Source organism: Shewanella mangrovi, assembly GCF_000753795.1.
Taxonomy (GTDB): Bacteria; Pseudomonadota; Gammaproteobacteria; order Enterobacterales; family Shewanellaceae; genus Shewanella; species Shewanella mangrovi.
Genome location: NZ_JPEO01000006.1, coordinates 170,065 through 185,668 on the forward strand (window position 1 = coordinate 170,065; position 15,604 = coordinate 185,668).

13 protein-coding genes are annotated in these 15,604 nt (G+C 50.0%); 3 read left to right on the forward strand and 10 right to left on the reverse strand.

Annotated elements, in window-relative coordinates; all coding sequences use genetic code 11:
• Positions 1–2 precede the first annotated feature (2 nt).
• The 3 genes from frdC to frdA are packed head-to-tail and all read right to left on the reverse strand — an operon-like array spanning position 3 to position 2,899.
• Positions 3–386, reverse strand: coding sequence for a fumarate reductase subunit FrdC (gene frdC, locus HR45_RS19505; RefSeq protein WP_037442673.1), 384 nt, complete (start codon positions 384–386; stop codon positions 3–5).
• A 12-nt stretch (positions 387–398) separates the two neighbouring features.
• Positions 399–1,124 (reverse strand): succinate dehydrogenase/fumarate reductase iron-sulfur subunit, encoded by a 726-nt coding sequence (locus HR45_RS10505; RefSeq protein ID WP_037442675.1) that lies wholly within the window; start codon positions 1,122–1,124, stop codon positions 399–401.
• Entirely contained in the window at positions 1,124–2,899 is a 1,776-nt protein-coding gene (gene frdA / locus HR45_RS10510; RefSeq protein WP_037442677.1) for a fumarate reductase (quinol) flavoprotein subunit, read from the reverse strand. Before frdA ends, HR45_RS10505 begins: the two co-directional genes overlap by 1 nt.
• A gap of 944 nt (positions 2,900–3,843) precedes the next feature.
• On the opposite strand from frdA, the gene HR45_RS10515 reads away from it, so the two are divergent.
• Positions 3,844–5,184 carry a DUF4910 domain-containing protein gene (locus tag HR45_RS10515; RefSeq protein ID WP_037442679.1) on the forward strand — a complete coding sequence of 447 codons (1,341 nt, stop codon included), beginning with the start codon at positions 3,844–3,846 and terminating at the stop codon, positions 5,182–5,184.
• On the forward strand, positions 5,181–5,972 hold the full coding sequence (locus tag HR45_RS10520) for a formyltransferase family protein (protein WP_037442681.1): 792 nt from the start codon (positions 5,181–5,183) through the stop codon (positions 5,970–5,972). The genes HR45_RS10515 and HR45_RS10520 overlap by 4 nt, the downstream gene beginning before the upstream one ends.
• Before the next feature lie 29 nt (positions 5,973–6,001).
• Here the strand turns inward: HR45_RS10520 and HR45_RS10525 are convergent, their stop codons facing one another.
• Complete coding sequence (locus tag HR45_RS10525) at positions 6,002–7,045, reverse strand: endonuclease/exonuclease/phosphatase family protein (RefSeq protein ID WP_052074677.1); 1,044 nt, start codon at positions 7,043–7,045, stop codon at positions 6,002–6,004.
• A 245-nt stretch (positions 7,046–7,290) separates the two neighbouring features.
• On the opposite strand from HR45_RS10525, the gene HR45_RS10530 reads away from it, so the two are divergent.
• A complete protein-coding gene (locus HR45_RS10530) occupies positions 7,291–7,713 on the forward strand; it encodes a CBS domain-containing protein (RefSeq protein WP_037442683.1) in 423 nt (140 codons plus the stop codon).
• A gap of 70 nt (positions 7,714–7,783) precedes the next feature.
• Here HR45_RS10530 and HR45_RS10535 read toward each other — a convergent pair whose 3' ends face one another.
• The 6 genes from HR45_RS10535 to HR45_RS10560 form a co-directional block, all read right to left on the reverse strand.
• The gene (locus tag HR45_RS10535) at positions 7,784–8,068 is read right to left on the reverse strand and encodes a heavy-metal-associated domain-containing protein (RefSeq protein ID WP_037442685.1); all 285 of its coding nucleotides are present in this window, start codon (positions 8,066–8,068) and stop codon (positions 7,784–7,786) included.
• Positions 8,065–8,382, reverse strand: coding sequence for a mercuric transporter MerT family protein (locus HR45_RS10540; protein WP_037442687.1), 318 nt, complete (start codon positions 8,380–8,382; stop codon positions 8,065–8,067). Before HR45_RS10540 ends, HR45_RS10535 begins: the two co-directional genes overlap by 4 nt.
• Before the next feature lie 16 nt (positions 8,383–8,398).
• Positions 8,399–9,538: a transglutaminase domain-containing protein gene (locus HR45_RS10545; protein ID WP_037442689.1), complete on the reverse strand. Its 1,140-nt coding sequence runs from the start codon at positions 9,536–9,538 to the stop codon at positions 8,399–8,401.
• Positions 9,539–9,956: 418 nt separating this feature from the next.
• The gene (locus HR45_RS10550; RefSeq protein ID WP_037442691.1) at positions 9,957–11,174 is read right to left on the reverse strand and encodes a hypothetical protein; all 1,218 of its coding nucleotides are present in this window, start codon (positions 11,172–11,174) and stop codon (positions 9,957–9,959) included.
• Entirely contained in the window at positions 11,171–11,809 is a 639-nt protein-coding gene (locus tag HR45_RS10555) for a hypothetical protein (RefSeq protein WP_037442693.1), read from the reverse strand. The genes HR45_RS10550 and HR45_RS10555 overlap by 4 nt, the downstream gene beginning before the upstream one ends.
• Positions 11,806–15,483, reverse strand: a complete 3,678-nt coding sequence (locus HR45_RS10560; RefSeq protein ID WP_037442695.1) for an ATP-binding protein — start codon at positions 15,481–15,483, stop codon at positions 11,806–11,808. The genes HR45_RS10555 and HR45_RS10560 overlap by 4 nt, the downstream gene beginning before the upstream one ends.
• Between the last annotated feature and the right edge of the window lie 121 nt (positions 15,484–15,604).

The window sequence follows — 15,604 nt, forward strand, 5'->3', positions numbered from 1 at the left end:
TATTAAACCAGCAACATAACAGCGGTAGAAAACGCCAGAACAACAGCCCATTGCACAGCAACTACAATGCCTTTAGACACAGGCTTTGCACCGACTTTAATTGGCATCACTTGTGGCATCATGCTGAAGAAGGTCTTCGCGTGATACAGCGCGCCAGCCAGTGCCAACAGGTTTACTACCAGCACGATTGGGCTGGCAGAGAAAGCTACCCAGCTTTCCCATGCCGCTTTGCCATCAGTCAGTGAGTACAAGCCCACCAACAGGTTCAAAGTGAACAGAATCAACGGAATGATGGTCAACTCACGCACCATGTAGAAACTGAAACGACTAGTCTCAGCCCACCAAGTGCGGTGAATCGGACGGACATAAGGTTTACGGTTTTGCATCTTATGTGTCTCCTAAGGTTTCAACATGGCAATCAGGAAGTCTTTAGTAGACTCCACTTTGCTTTGGTTAACAGCAGCTGCTGGATCAACGTGTTTTGGACAAACTTCTGAGCAATAACCTACGAAGGTACAACCCCAAGCGCCGTTATCACCGTTGATAAGCTTCATACGCTCTTTCTTACCATGGTCACGGTTATCCAAGTTGTAACGGTGTGCCAAGGTCAGTGCTGCAGGGCCGATGAACTCTGGGTTCAAACCAAACTGAGGACAGGCTGCGTAACACAGGCCGCAGTTGATACAACCAGCGAACTGCTTGTATTTCGCCATCTGCGCTGGGGTTTGCAGGTTTGTACCGTCTTCTGGCTTACGATCGTTACCGATGATGTAAGGCTTGATAGCTTCCAGACGTTCCAAGAATGGGGTTTTATCCACCACCAAGTCTTTTTCGATAGCGAAGTTATCCAGCGGCTCCAGTGTCATACCTTCTGGGTAATCACGCAGGAAGGTTTTACAGGCCAGCTTAGGTACTTTGTTTACCATCACACCGCAAGAACCACAGATCGCCATGCGGCAAGACCAACGGTAAGACAGTGATTTGTCCAAGTTATCTTTGATGTAAGCCAATGCATCTTGTACTGAGGTAGTGTCATTGGCTGGCACTTTGAACGCTTCTAAATACGGCTCGTCATCTTTGGCTGGGTCGTAACGAAGGACGTTAACAGTTTGCAACTTATCCATTACGCGTTCTCCTGTTGTTTGGCAGCATCACCGTAGAGACGTGCTTTAGGCTGAGATTTAGTGATTTTCACATCGCCATACTTGATGGCTGGAGCGCAGTCGCCTTGGTAAATCGCCAGCGAGTGCTTCAGGTATTCTTTGTCGTTACGCTCGGTGCAACCTTCGTCCAGACGTTGGTGCGCGCCGCGAGATTCTTTACGGTTGATGGCAGAGTGCGCCATCGCTTCTGCCACATCCAAGCCAAAGCCCACTTCGATTGCGTACAGCAAGTCAGTATTGAACACTTTGTTCTTGTCAGTGATTTCGATGTTTTTGTAACGAGTACGCAGTTCAGCCAGCTTATCAACAGTGGCTTGCATGCCAGCTTCGTCACGGTAGATACCACAACCGTCTTCCATGCTCATGCACATTTCGGTGCGGATGGTAGACCAGTTTTCAGTACCTTTTTGCGCCAGCAGTGCGTCAATACGCGCTTCAACCGCTTTGGTTTGCTCTTCAAATGCAGCGCCGTTCCAGCCTTTAAACTCAGCGACACGTTGCACTGCGGTTTCACCCGCTAAGCGACCGAATACCACCAGTTCAGCCAGTGAGTTAGAACCCAGACGGTTAGCACCGTGCAGACCAACAGATGAACATTCACCGACCGCGAACAGACCTTTAATACAGGTTTCGGTATTGCCGTCAGTTTCCAGACCGCCCATGGTGTAGTGTGCGGTTGGACGAATTGGGATTGGCTCTTTTACTGGGTCAACGTTGACGTACGCTTTAGCCAATTCACAGATGAATGGCAGACGTTCGTGCAGGTAGTCAGCACCCAAGTGACGCAAGTCCAAGTGCACCACATCACCCAGTGGATGTTTGATGGTGTTGCCTTTGCGTTGTTCGTGCCAGAAGGCTTGTGAAACTTTGTCACGTGGACCCAGTTCCATGTATTTGTTTTGTGGCTGGCCAACTGGTGTTTCAGGGCCTAGGCCGTAGTCTTGCAGGTAACGGTAACCGTTTTTGTTGACCATGATACCGCCTTCACCGCGGCAACCTTCAGTCATCAAAATACCGGTGCCTGGCAGACCGGTTGGGTGATATTGCACAAATTCCATATCACGCAGAGGTACACCGTGACGATAAGCGATTGCCATGCCATCACCGGTTACGATGCCGCCGTTGGTGTTGAAGTGATAAACACGACCTGCACCACCGGTTGCCAGAATCACTGATTTGGCTTTGAAGCACACCAGCTCGCCTTCCGCCATAGACACAGCGATAGCACCTTGGACTTCGCCTTCTACAACCACCAAGTCCAGCAGGAAGTATTCATCGTAACGTACGATGCTTTGGTACTTCATTGAGGTTTGGAACAGGGTGTGCAGCATATGAAAGCCGGTTTTGTCAGCGGCGAACCAAGTACGTTCGATTTTCATACCGCCGAAACGACGCACGTTCACTTCACCGTTTTCTTTACGGCTCCATGGGCAGCCCCACAGTTCCATTTGGATCATTTCGCGAGTGGAGTTTTTAACGAAGTATTCAACTACGTCCTGCTCACACAACCAGTCGCCACCGGCTACTGTGTCGTTGAAGTGGTTGTCTAGGCTGTCCTCTTCTTTAACGACTGCCGCTGAGCCACCTTCGGCCGCAACAGTGTGAGAACGCATTGGGTAAACTTTAGAAATCAGTGCGATGTTCAGTTCTGGGTTAACTTCTGCAGCAGCAATCGCTGCACGTAAGCCAGCGCCACCAGCGCCAATGACCGCTATATCTGTGGTTATCGTTTTCACAATCAACCCTCCAGCAGGATGTAAAATTCGGTGTTCCAGCGAGCCTTGTGGCTCGGCTTGTCATTACTCACGAGTGCTTCAGTGTGATTTACTGTTTTTTGCCTGAGCACTCTCAGAATCCGGTTGAAAACCCGTTACCAGCACCTCTATGGAGGTGACGCTAGGCGCTTGTGTCAGTGTCCGCATGCACAAAGAATCGGGGCATTCTGTGGTGATGGTGGCGTGTTTTTCACGACGCTTACCTCACCTCCTTCAGCTTTCGAGGCGAGTATAACAACGGCGTAAAAATGGAAAGTTGGGGCGGGTTACATTGAAACTAAGTCGTACTTTTGTAACTTATAAGCGCTTTAATAATATTAGTTTAACTGTTAAAAATCATTAAGTTAATTATGAGTCGCAGCAAATTAGCTTAACAAAAGCAGCCTATTTACCGTATGGCAAACGGTGATGTTTTTCATGAGAACTGCCAGCGTGTGATCGACCTCTCAGGCGTTGGCCGCAAAAGTTACGCGGCAGATCACGGATTTGTTCAAAACGACAAAATGTACTGAAAAGCGCCATAGAAGCAATGATGAGAGTTTTTCATGTAAGTGCATCAAAAGAGACCCGCCAACACGATCACAAAGCGACTAAAATTCACGCGACTGATACTAAACCTCATGCAACTGACACAGTTGACTTCATGTGAACTGATACTTGAACCGTCAGTGAAGAGCTAGCACTACACTTGACCAGTGCACTATGCTGATGCAACACGAGTAGAAATATTGACCATCTTGGAAAGTTGAGTCCCTATTCGACATAGTCTGCTATGCCTACCGTCACTTGCGCTTGGCATTGTGAATGCCCACCAGAATCATCCATAGGAATCAGACAATTACCATTCCCCCAACGGGGTAAGCATGTGATAATTTTACGACTCCGACATCATGCAGGAAAACAGGATGAGTTCGAACGCAGCTGAGTATCAGTTTTTAAACAAGGTTTTTGATGATCTATTTCCCATTTGCCGTTCTATTTCAGGGCCGGGATTAGAACAATCTATCGCATATTTCAGCCAGTTCATGCCGCTCACCATGACCAAGGTCGCTTCAGGTACTGAGGTGTTTGATTGGACAGTACCGCCTGAGTGGCATTTTCAACGAGCTCGCCTGTGGGGGCCGGACGGCAAATTAATCTGCGATTCCCAAGTCAGCAACCTGCATGTGGTGAACTACTCCGAACCGATTGAGGCCGAGATGACGCTTGAGCAGTTGCAGCCGCATCTGCACTCAATTCCGCACCTTGCTGATGCGATTCCCTATGTCACCAGTTATTACCACCGCACATGGGGGTTTTGTCTCAGCCAGCAGCAACGTGAGCGGTTAACTGCGGGAGTTTATAAGGTCAAAATCGACAGTCACTTTGATGAACAAGGTGGTGTCCCATACGCGCAAACACTACTTGCCGGGGAAAGCGAACGTGAAATTTTACTGAGCAGCTATTTGTGCCATCCTTCGCTAGCAAATAACGAACTAAGCGGCCCGTTGGTGTTGCTTGGGCTTTATCGTCGGATGCAACAATGGCCGCGGCGTCGCTTCAGCTACCGCTTTCTACTCAATCCAGAAACTATCGGGTCATTGTGTTTTTTGTCGCAGCATCATCAGCATTTGCAGCAACATTTGGAGGCGGGATTAATTCTCACCTGTCTTGGCGGCCCAGCCACCAATTTGCGTTATAAAGCGAGTAAGCGGGGTAATTCCTTGTTTGATCGTTACATAGGTAAACTGGCGGCAACTGGTGACTGGCGCATGGAATCATTTACGCCGCTGTACGGCTCGGATGAACGCCAATATTGCGCGCCTGGCTTTAACCTACCTATGGGGCAAGTCGCGAAGACAGTGTATGGTGTTTTCCCGCAGTATCACAACTCGCTCGACGATAAAGCCTTTATGGATATGGGCTCAGTCATCGACTCCATCGACCAATTGGAGCAGTTGCTGCTCAGCACCGAAATCTCGGGCAAAGCGCTCAACCTCAAACCTTATGGAGAGCCGCAACTCGGCAAACGCGGCTTGTATCCGAATATCAATACCCCGATAAATCGCCACACATCCAGCGACCAACTGCTTGATGGCCGACAGGAGCTGAACGCGATTCTGACGGTTTTAAGTGAGTCAGACGGGAAGACTTTCATGCTCGACATTGCCGACAAGCTCAAGTTACCTTTGGCAAGCTTACGGGGCGTAATTGAAAAGCTCGAACAACATCAATTAATTAGATTCAATACAGGGAAAACCCTATGAGCATAGTCTTTGTGTGCGGCAACCATCCTCGCCATGCCTACATCGCTCGTTGCTTAGCTAAAACCGGCAAACTCGCCTATGTGATTATCGAGCAACGAGAACAGTTTCTCCCCAAAGCTCCTGCACATATTGAAGAGTCACTGCGCACGCTATTTGATCACCATTTCAGCGAGCGAGAGCGCGTTGAAAATGACAGTTTTGGCGCGGTGCAATGGCCAGACGTACCGAGCTTATCTATCGGAGTAACTGAGCTTAATAGCCAGCCAGTGATCGATATCATCAAGCAACATGCAACCGACCTGCTCATTTCCTACGGCTGCCACAAACTCAGCCAAGAGTTACTCGACAGTGCGCCTAAACATAAGTGGAACTGTCACGGCGGCTTGTCGCCTTGGTACAAGGGCGCCATCACCCATTTCTGGCCGAGCTATATGTTGGAACCGCAGATGACGGGCATGACAGTGCATCAGCTCAGCAACCAGCTTGATGCTGGCGCGATCATTCACCAATGCACCGCGCCCTTGGTGCGTGGCGACACGCTACACATGCTCGCTGCACGTGCTGTCATCGCGCTTGGCGAGGAACTACCACAATTGGCAGAACTCGCCATCAGCTCAGATGCTATTCCAAGCCAACCACAAACTAGCAACGGCATGCTATGGCGCGCCAGCCAGTGGCAACCGCACCATCTACCACTGATTTACCAGCATTACCAAGATGCGATAGTCGATGCTTATCTTGATGGAAAACTCACCCAAAAAGCGCCGCAGCTATTTCGCCAGTTTTAACAAAGTGCGGTATCGCATACGCTTGGGCGCTATTCGGTCCCCTCATGGCGTAATGCCAAACTGACCATTACAGGTGCATGGTCGCTGGCATAATCATCATGAGGGTGTTTGGGTTTAATGAGATGTTGATTAAAGATGTGATATTGGCTGACTTGTCCCAGACTATGTTGCTGCTGACAATCAAATTCTTGGCTGAGTAAAATATGGTCCACAATTGAGCCGCGCGCACCGTGGAAATGACTGACACGTTTTGGCTTATCTGGCGCACAGGCGACCGCCAGCGTCTGAGCATCCTGCAGCTGGAAATGGCGTAAATGACACAGTCGCTCTTGCTCATTAAGCGCTAATAACCCGGTGGCGTGCAGATCACCACGATAAAGCTGATCTGGCGCGGTCAACAGTCCACGTAGCTCGCTACTGTCGATCGTCGCGTTAAAGTCACCCACCACCACGACCGCATTGCCGGTTTGCGCCCGGCGCTCCAAAATCGCCTGATATAGCAGCATGGCTTCTGTGCCACGCTTGACCACTGAAGCCCAACGACCAAGGGCACTGCCCGCCAGCGCAGCGCTGTAGCCTTCGAGATTCACATCCTGATGACCTAACATCGCGCGCGGTGACTTAAGGTGTACCACGTACATATCTGTGGTACCAATTTCCGGTATTTGTATGGTGGCACGCAGCATTTCCCGGCTAGGAGTAAACTCCTCGTTAACGCCAAAACGTGCAGCTAGCGTAAAGTCGAGCGGTACTGAAGCGGCTTCGGTAATCTCAAATCGGCTAGCGAGCATCACCACACTTTGATTGGCAACATAGCCACTTACAGATGGCGATCCCGCACAGGCAAAGTGTTCATACCCATGTGTCATTAACTGTATTTGCAACGCTTCCGGACTGAAGACTTCCTGCACTCCCAGCAGCGCAGGCTGGGCTTGATCCACCCAGTCAGACAACCACTGCGTTTTTAACTGCCATTGCGCCTGCGTGTAGATGCTATCGAACTCATGATAGGCCAGCGGTGGTTCGGCATAATTAAACAAATTTAGCGTGGCAATACTGACATCAGTGGTCATAAAAAACGATGCTTAGTAAAAGAGTCCTCTATTGATCTTAAGCTGCCTAGCCATTTTGTAAAGTCACTGATTTTTATGACCGACTCGATAGAGTTATCGCGAATGATGCGGGTAAAGTGTTTATGAATAGCTTGCTTTGTAAAGGGCCACGATAGCTTACCGGTGACGGCTATGTTTCGCCTAAAACTGCCTATAATAATGCAAGCTAGGAAGCCGTTTGTTTGGCTGATGTAAGGGGAAATACCATGAAAGTGCACGATATTATGACGCTCAATCCAGTATGCATCAGCGATGCCGCCACCATCTACGATGCCCATGCGCTGATGCAGAGCCGCGGCGTACGCCATCTGCCCGTTATCTCCGAAACCTCTGGCACGCTGGTCGGTGTGCTAACCCACAAAAAGATGATTGCCACGGTCATGAGCCTCTACAATCGCTATGGGGCTGGCGCATTAGACCGACGTGAGCGTCATATGCCGCTGACCGAATTGGTTGAGACTGAGTATCCGGTATTGTTTAGTGATACGCCGCTACTTGAGGTGGTCGATTATTTTATTCAACACAAATATGGGTGTTTACCGGTCACGGATGCCGATGGCAAGGTGCAGGGAATCATTACTTCGTCTGACTTCGTCAGCCTTTGTAAGCAGCTATTGCAAGCACAATAACGTCATATTCGCGGATAGCGGCCACAAAAAAGCGATGCGCTAGGCATCGCTTTTTTAGACTAAACACCGTTTAGGATAACGGTTCGACGCTATTTATCACGCCTTTATAGCCCGTTTTATCAATCGCTTTAATCAGCAGCTCGGTATCAAAACCTTCTGGCACAATGACGTTGGCCTGACGGGTTTTCAACGACGACTTAGCTTTAATCACCCCGTCGGTCTTACGTAATACCTGGTTCACTACCGTGACGCACAGTGGACATGTCATCGCTTCAACGTCGATCACTACTTTGACATTCGCCGCCCAAGTGAGTGGTGACACCAGCAACATCGCTAATATGAGTAATCGTTTCATTCAAACAACTCCAACAACCAAGGTAAGACGTAAGGATACAGCTGAAATGCTAAGACAATGGGGACTGTTATCCAGTATGCCACCAGCATTTTGGTGCGACTAAAACGGCCAGTACAAATCGGCCGTTTAGAAAAATACAGTCGCCAAAAGCCCATAATAATCAGCGCTGAGGATAACAGCAGCATCGGATAATGCAGCCAAGTGTACTGCTCCAAACCCGACAAGCTGGCAGCTGACACGCCAAACACTAAGTAAACTAGTGGGCCAATACAGCAAAGACTCGACGCTACCGCTGCCACAATGGCAGCGGCCATGGTCGCCAATAATCCTTTAGAGCTGCTCTGTTGAGCGATAGTCATAGGCAAAAGCTTTCGGATCGTAGAAGTTGATTGGGTCACCATCAACCTCAGCATATGGATAACCGAAGTTATTCAAGGCGCCTTGTTCTGGCGCTGGCGCTAAGGTGAAATCACGCGCCCAGTTAAAGCCAACCCAGTTCATTTCCCAGTTACCAAACAGATATTCATTCACGGCTTGGACTTCAGGTGCACTATGTTCTTTATGCTCTTTCAGACGCATTTTGGTCACATCGGCAGGGTCTACCGGCACCCAGCCAAAACCCGCCAAGAAGAACATAGCGCGACAGTGTTGACCGCCACTTTCTTTCGCTACATTGTGCTCATCGGCACTGCCGAAGGCGCTAGAGTATTTACCCATTTTGATGCCACGGCCCAAACGGATACCAAACATTTCACGCGCAGGAATACCTGCAGCACGAGCTAAAGCAACAAACACTGAGTTGATGTCGGTGCATTTGCCGCTGAGTTTACCGCTTTCCAGAATGGTACGCACGTCACCAGTACCGCAACCAATCACATCGTTATCGCGGAACATATTTTCGCTGACCCATAAATAGATTTTATGCGCCTTTTTCAGTGGATCAGTTTCGCTGCCAACAATCTTGTCAGCCGTGGTTTTAACAATACCATCGGTAGGAATATGAGTTGTAGGTTGCAGATAGCGCTGCACATCTTCTGGATAACGGATTTCTGTGGGTGTGCGATAGTGTTTCAGCGCGCCACTTGCCGCAGGCTCCCAATCTTCAGTGCTGATATCCAGCTCCACGTTCAGATTCATTGGCTTTTTAGAATCCGCCCAAGTCACAAACAGGGTCTTTGCCCCGTAACTGTAATCCATGGTGATATAGGCATCATCAAAATTACCTTTGTATTCCACCTTATTAAGCTGTTGGAACTCAGTATTTTCTGGCAGCGGGATCCACAGCTTAACTTTACCTTCAGAGCCCATTGGCGGCTTCACATCATAGGCTTGGGTCATGACGAAACGACGGCGACCGCCTGCTGAATATTGTGTAGTAACATCAGTAGTTGCCGCACTGGCCATCACTGGAGCAACCATACCAGCAGCAGACATCACTGCCGCACCTTTCAAAAAATCACGTCTTAACATGTAACCCAATCCTTTTTCTCATTCGTGGGAAATAAAACTTGGTTTCAGGCTCCGCTCAATGCGTAGCCAAAAATAATCTATCTAGCGCAAATCATGCATCTAGTTTAGTGAACGCTGAATTTCTAGCACGAACCGCTTAATTGACCTAGCCAATTACTATGTGCAAAAGATAAATAATGACATCAGCCACAGCCTAAACACTCGACGGCGACATTTTGTCGCACTGGTGACGAATCTAAGCTGCAATGACACGGTATTTGGACAAATGCCAAAACCGGACAAGAGAGTATCAGTGACGTTCAAACCTGCTTTAACACTGCATGTTTGCGCGAGCGGCACAGTAGCATGAGCCTCAACTGATTAACACTAACTGGATCATACTTCCGCTACAGCGAGTTCAGCTGTTCAAGGCCTACACTTAGCGCAGGCCCACTTCCACATCTTGAATAATAAAGTTACCGGTATAGATGTCGTGTGACACGCCAAGCGGCTCAATAGCGAAGAACTGCTTATGTTCATCACTTAAGCCTTCAAAGCCGCCGATGACTTGGAACAACCAGCTCTCGCGATCCCAAGGCAGCGCCTGCGTTGACAGATAGTCTAACGCCGACTGATTTTGCCCTGACTCAATTACCGCGCAGAAATACGCTTCTACCGCTTGTTTGAGCGGATTATCGGGAATATCAAACTCTTCTGCGGCAGAAACTTCTACCGGCGTTGGCGCTGATAACGGCGTTTGCTGTTGTTCGCGGCTAATGCTGCGAATCCCCGCCACTAATTGCATCAACTCGGTTTCATGTTGCGCATTGTGCACATCGACAGCTGCGGGGGCCAATAAGGCTTCCGCCTGATTAAATAGCTGTGGGATCTGCTTGTGGGCGACGTGGTCAGCCACTTCATAATCGGGATGCAGATCGGTATAAAGCAACCAACCTTTAAGTAAACGGGTACGGCCCTGAATTTGCCGAAAACGGCCGAGCAATTCCAGCAGTCGCCCCTGCACCACACTTAACTCTTGAGCACAATTGGTCAGGGTTTCTTGTAACCCCGTTACCAGCAGCTTACGCAATTCGCGCACATCACCGGCTAACTCACTGAGTTCAGCAAACTCAAACATCTCCAAGCCGTTAAGCAGTTCAGACACCTGACTTTGTGCCAGCTCGTTTTCACGAATTTTGGCATTCAGCGAGCCGACATAACCAAATTCGTTATTAATGCGCCCCCACAATACCCGGATGGAGTAACGCAGACTTTCGGTAAAGCTGTAGACCTGCTCTGACAGATCGGCCAAATAAGCCTCTGCTGCGCTGTAATCCACACTAGCGCGCGCTTCGCGATAATGTCCGGCCACGGTTTTAATCGTCGCTAACGCCGAGCCCACATTCGCGTTGATCTGGCGGTTCCGTTCATCTTTGAGGCCATCTTCCAGCATGGCCCGCACATTACGTGATAAACGCAATGACTCATTCGGCTCTGGACGCCACAAAATGCCACTTTCGGTCAGTTTGGTGACCGTGGAGGGCTCTAATGCTTGCTCGTCAACACTGCCACTCAGGTACGCATCCATCACCAGCTCGGCATTACGCCCGAGCAGCCGCAGCAGTTTTACCCCCGACTGATGCAGATTATTGCTCATATCAGCTCCCGTTGACTGGCCGTTTCTGCCTGCGCTTCTAAGCTCAGGCTCTCCGTCTCATCAATAAAGCGGATCACTTCGTAGAGATAATCCAACTTACCGGTGGCAATAAAGATCTGCTTTTCTGGATTAGGTTTAATCAGATAGCCAAGCTCAACCAAGCGCTTGAATACCAACTTAATCTGACCATCAACGGTACTGGCGCTAGAGCCAAATAAGCGATATTGGCTCAGCTTGGCCAGCTGCTCACGAAATGCCGGCGTGTCTTCAATGCGGGTTTGCAGCTCGGTAAGCCGCACCGGTGCACCTTGCGACAATGGCGCGTCCTGACCACTGGCTTCTTGCACTAACACCAACCATTCCACCAGTGGGATCAGCGAATGACAAATTTCACGAAACTGCTGCGAAATCACTTTGCGTTCATTGTCACCGAGATTGACGTAGCCAGCGAAAAACACCTCGCCTTCTGCAGCTTGTGCCACGGTGCGGTTAATCTGGTTTAAGTAACTTTCTACTTTGTCTAAGGTTGCCGGGCTTTTCAGCGCACGCCAGCCATCTTCGAAGGTGGTGCGACAAATAAATTCACCGCGCAGCAAACGCTCTATCAGCTCACCGGTTGCGATCATTTCACTCATTGCACAGCTCCTTCGGCGGCTTGACGTTGTTGCAGCATGGCCGCAATAGGATCAGCTTTAGGCTTCACAGTTTGCAGCTTGCGGGTTTGTTTGTTGATGATGTAGCGGTTGGCGAACAAGCCGAGCACTTCCGATTCTGGATTCGGGAACGCGCCCAACACGCTGATATCATTGTTTTCACAGGCATCGAAAATCTTCTTCACGTTGCTGTGGTGTAATGTACCGAGTTCGTCAATCGGCCAGTGAATGGTGACGTTGGCTTTTCCGCGCAGCAGGCGGGTAAAGGCCAGCAGGAACTTACACAAAATCAGATACGCCATACCGTGACTGGAAGATTCATTGAGCTGGCGATCGGTACGGATCACCAAATCAGAATTGCCCTCTTTCAGACGTAGCTCGATTTCCAACAGTTTGGCAATACCGCCAGACAAAGCTGAACGGCCAATAATATCCAAGGCACGGCGCATGCTGTCGGTGTAATGCTCATCGGGCAATTTGCTAAAGCCATCGGCTTTCCAAGCACGGAAGGCTTTGACAAAGGTTTCCAGCTCAGGCCAGAACTCTAACTCACTGATACGCGAGCGAATGCGCACCGCAGAATCCGATACGCCGTCGAGGAACAACTCTTCACCGACTTCGCGAGTAATGCGCGCACTCTGCGACGCGATGCGGCGGTCGATATCGGCCAGCACATCATAAAAGGCTGTCAAATCAACGCCGAAGATACGTCCTTGCTCGCGCAGCGCGGTGACCGATTGCGGCACCATCACATTCAGCAGCTGTTCCAGCTCCGGCACCAGTTTGTGGTAATCGAGCAGACGAATGCCTTTATCGGTAACAAAGCTCGCGCCTTCGCGGGAACGTTCCCACGTTTCTGACAGGCTGGAGCCTGATTTGCTGGCAATGACCTGATCGAAATGGTCGACATACTGTTTTACCGAGGTCAGCAGATGTTCGCGTTTTAGCAGTAACTCTTCGCCCTGACGCAGACGTTCACCGAGGTTACCCGGCGTTTCTTCAGCGGTTTTCGGCAGCTTCAAATCACTCAGCTTACGCAGCAAACTGCGCAGCTTGGTGAGGAACTCTGAGGCTTCTACCTGCGCCGCGTCCGACTGCCGTCGTGCCGCTTCCAGCTGTTGGCGTTTATGTTTCACTTCATTGGCGCGTTGTTTGAGCTGCGCGTCTAAATCGGCCACAGCCTGCTTGGCTTTGGCTAAATCCGTCACCAGTTTCGGTTTACGTGCCAACCACACGTGTTGGTACCAATCGTCATAACGCAATACATCGCTACGACGCTGCTCAGCACTGGCAATCTGTCCATCCAAATCACGCATCTGGCGCTTCAGCGAGACGATGTCATCTTCGTTAATGCCACGCGATTTCAGCTCATTGCGATACCAGCTTTCACAGGCTTTTTGTTCCTCTTTGGCGCGCTCGCGGCGTTGATTAATGCTGTCACGCAGCTGCTGTAACTGCTGCTCGATTGCGCCAGTGACGTCTTGCCAATAGACCTGCTTTTCCATGCGCGCTTCCAGCGCTAACTCTTTTTGCTGCTCCAACCAATCAAGATGTTGGTTATTGAGCTGCTTCATTTCATGGTCAAGCTGCGTCAGCTGTTTGCCAGCTTGCGCTTTACGCTCGGCCAGCGCTTTATTGATCTCGGCTTGGGTGTTGCGGCGCTCTTCAAACAAGCGGCGCACGTCATCGCGCAGGTTTTTATAGCTGGTGCGCGCAAAGGTCAGCTCGCGATTAAGTTGCTCCAGCGCACTGTTGGCTTCGACGAGCTGTTCTTCCGCTTGCTCTTTTAGTTCTTTGGCATGCGTCAACGCTTCTTCAGCACTCGCCAGACGCGTACGCAATTCAGTTTCACTGGCTGCGTAAGCCGGCACGTCAATCGCTTTCAGATCCAACTGCAAACCAAATAACGACTCGGTCGCTTCACCTGTGACCGGATGCAGATCGGTGCGATACAACAATTCAGGATTAATCACCCGCCCCAGTTGTTGCTCCCAGCCGGGTTGTTCTCGACGCAGAAACTCCAGCAGCGTGTGTGACTGCGGGAACAGCATCTGCTTGATCTCTTCCAGCTCATTCTGACGATCATTAACACGCAATGACGCCAAACGCAGTGCTTCGCTAGCCTGCTCGCGCGCCGCTTTGAATTTACGCTCGTCGCTGGAGAGACGTTCAACTTTGCTGTTGGCGGCTTCCTGTTCGGCGTCGGCGCGGTCAATCCGCTCGTCAAACACCGCCAACGACATCTTCTCGTCTTCGGTATAGGTAACGCTGTCGACCTTCATCTTCAACTCGGCGGCAGTGAGTTTTAACTCATATTGCTGCTGTTGATGACGCTGTTTACCCGCGTCTAACTGCTCGCGCCAGTAGCGATCCAACTCGGCCATATCGTCGCTGGCCACTTGCTTTTGCTTATCGAGCGCTTCACGCTGTTCATCTTGTTCGCGGTGCAGTTTCTCCAGTTCGCGGTTGAGCTGCTCACCAATTTTACTGCGGCGGGCATTATAGGCCGCTTCCACGTCTTGGTGTTTTTCGGTCAGCAATTTGTGGCGTTCAGCCAGATTGTCTAAATCGCTGCGCCAGTGCGGCAACTGCTCCAGATTGGCTTTGGCTTGCTCGATGTCGGCATCCAAATAGGCCGCTTGCTGGTTTTCGATGCTATCGAGTTCATGCTCAAGGTTATTGGCATCACCTTTGGCAGCCGACAGCTCCAAGCTCAATTCATCACGCTGCTCTTTCCACTGCTCATCGAGCATTTTCAGCTGTAGATTGAGTTCATTGGCGCGGTTTTGTTCAGCTTCAGCGCGCTCGGTTTGCAGCACTTCATCGTGGCGATAACCACCGGCTAAGCTCGCTAAGCGCAGTTCAGCCGCTTGCAGCTCGTTAAACTCTTGATCTAACTTTTCAAATTCTGGGCGGATTTTATCGAAGCCCGCAATCAACTGGCTCTCACGGATCCATGCTTCAACACGCTGCGGATTGATGCTGGAAGTGGGCGGGTTGACACCGTCTTCTTCCAAAATAGCGGCGATCATCGACTTGATGGTCTCCATCTTGCCTTCTTTGGAATGCACCGCTTTGGCGAGTTTTTCGATATGACGCAGTGAATGATCCGCTTCGCACAAGGAGAAGATACGGGCATAGTTGCGCAGCTCGGTGCGATTGGCGCCGGTACTTAGCAGGCTGCGATCGTTCTGGATAATGGCGCGAAATTCGCGAGTGTTGAGCTGATTAGTAAACGGCACATTGAGCTTGCTAAAGACACCGCGCAGCTCCGCCATGGGATAACACAGAATGGCATCACCATTACGGCTTTTAACGTAATCGTCCAGCTCAAAGCCTTTGGCCACGAAACGATAGTTAACCCCTTTGCCATCGCCCGCTGACGCCAGAATCGCTTGATATAACAAGCCATCGGCTTTTTGATATTCATAGATGATATAGCTCGACTCGTGTGGCAGATACCAACGTTCAAAGCTGTCACGAGTGGATGGCACAACACGGCTGGGATATTCGCCGTAAAATACCGGTACCAGACGTTGTAAGGTGGTTTTGCCTGAGGCGTTAGTACCACAAATATTGGTGTGGCCATCTAAACGCAGCTCAACCACACCAGGAAGATGAGTATCAATCAGTATAATTCTGATAAGGCTTGGCATAATTATCCTTATTGTTCAAAAAGATGACATTCCTTTTTGTGTTTTCTATGGCATCTTTTGCAAACGGTCTGAAGCCGCCCGTAAACGCAAGCTTACTAAAGTAATCAAAAGCATTGATCTT